Source organism: Desertihabitans aurantiacus (assembly GCF_003344635.1).
In the GTDB taxonomy this organism is placed as follows: Bacteria; Actinomycetota; Actinomycetes; order Propionibacteriales; family Propionibacteriaceae; genus Desertihabitans; species Desertihabitans aurantiacus.
Genome location: NZ_QPKK01000468.1, coordinates 1 through 1,568 on the forward strand (window position 1 = coordinate 1; position 1,568 = coordinate 1,568).

Annotated in this window: 2 protein-coding genes; both read right to left on the reverse strand. The window is 78.0% G+C overall.

The genetic code is table 11. The annotated features are described in order from the left end of the window. A partial coding sequence (locus DVA66_RS20245) for a hypothetical protein (protein WP_198672001.1) occupies positions 1-513 on the reverse strand: 513 nt, incomplete at its 3' end. Further along, positions 513-1,568: DUF58 domain-containing protein (locus DVA66_RS20250; RefSeq protein WP_114561563.1), on the reverse strand; the 1,056-nt coding region annotated here is incomplete at its 5' end. The genes DVA66_RS20250 and DVA66_RS20245, both read right to left, overlap by 1 nt.

Below are 1,568 nucleotides of genomic sequence, written 5' to 3' on the forward strand. Positions count from 1 at the left end.
GACCAGCAGCACGACGACCACCGCCACCAGCGTCAGCGCGGCCGGCAGCACCACGAACCCCGCCGCCCACGCCAGCAGCGCCCCCACCAGCACGGCCGCCACCGCGAGCACGGCGGGGACGCCGAGCCGTCGCCAGACCCCCGGCGCCACCCGCGCCCACGGCTGCGCCAGGGTCAGCGCGCCAGCGGCCGCGTGCCAGCCCACCAGCCCCAGGGCGACCGGCACCAGCAGCAGGACGTCCGGGCCGTCCGGCGTGGTCGCCGCCGTGACGGCCGACCACAGCACCACCCCGGCGGCGAACAGCAGGGGCAGCTGACCCCGCGCCCAGACCAGACCGAGCACACCGGCTCCGGCCAGCAGCACGCCGAGGACGGCGTTCGGGGTCTGCGACCACAGCACGGCGGAGGCCAGCACCGCCGAGACCAGCATCACCAGCCGCAGCAGCCACACGTGCCGGCCCCACCGGCGGGCGGCGTCCAGCCACTCCACCAGGGCGTCGAGGACCGAGAGCATCAGCCGGCCCCCGCCCCGGAGCCGCGTGCCATCCGCGGTGCGGTGCGGTTGGCGGCCAGCGCGGCGACCACCGTGCCGAGGCTCTCGATGCCACGCCAGGTGACGACCGGGACGCCGAGCTCGGCCAGCCGGTCGACGTCGACGTCGCGCTCGAGCCGGCGCAGCGCCCACGCCTCGGCCCAGTAGCGCTGCGGGCGCAGCCGCTCCACCGTGGCGTCCAGCACCGCCCCCACCGACCGAGCCCGGTGTGCGCCGTCGAGCCGGCCGAGCTCAGGTGGCAGCGTGTCGACGGCCAGCACCGCCGCGCCGCGGTGCACCAGCCGCAGCACCTCCTCCAGCACGTCGCGGTCGAGCAGCGGGGAGCAGACGACCACCAGCGAGCCCGGTCGCACCCGGCGGATCCGGCGCACCAGCGGGCGGGCCGTCCGCTCGACCGAGGCCCGCGCCAGCTGCTCCACCAGGACGGTCCGCTGCCGGGCGCCGGCGGCTGGCGGCACCGAGCCGATGACGTGGCCCAGGTCGTGCAGTCCGACGCGGTCGCCGAGCCGCAGGTAGTGCTCGGCGACCGAGGCCGCGGCCAGCACCGTGGTGTCGAGGCTGGACGCGCCGGAGTCGCCGACCAGGTCGGCCACGGTGTCGGTGACGACCAGCACCTCGGTGTCGCGCTCGGCCAGGGTGGCGTTGGTGTGCAGCTGCCCGGTCCGGGACGTCACCCGCCAGTTGATCCGCCGCAGCCGGTCGCCGGTCTGGAAGCGGCGCACCTCGGCCAGCGTGACGCCCTCGCCGCGGGTCCGGCTGGGGTGCAGGCCCACCAGCCCGATCGGGTGCGGGATGACGTCCCCGCGCCCGGGCGGCTCGCGGCCCGGTGCCACCGAGACGGCGTCCGGGAGGGGTCGTACGGTGCCCAGCCAGAGCCCCCAGTCGTCGGCGACCACGGCCTCGGTGGGCTCGACGCGGTGCCGGCCCCAGCGCTGCGGACGCACCCGCACCGCCGCCTCCCCCAGCCCGGTCGCCGCGCCCGACGGCGGGTCGAGGTCGCAGCGCGCCGGCGCCGG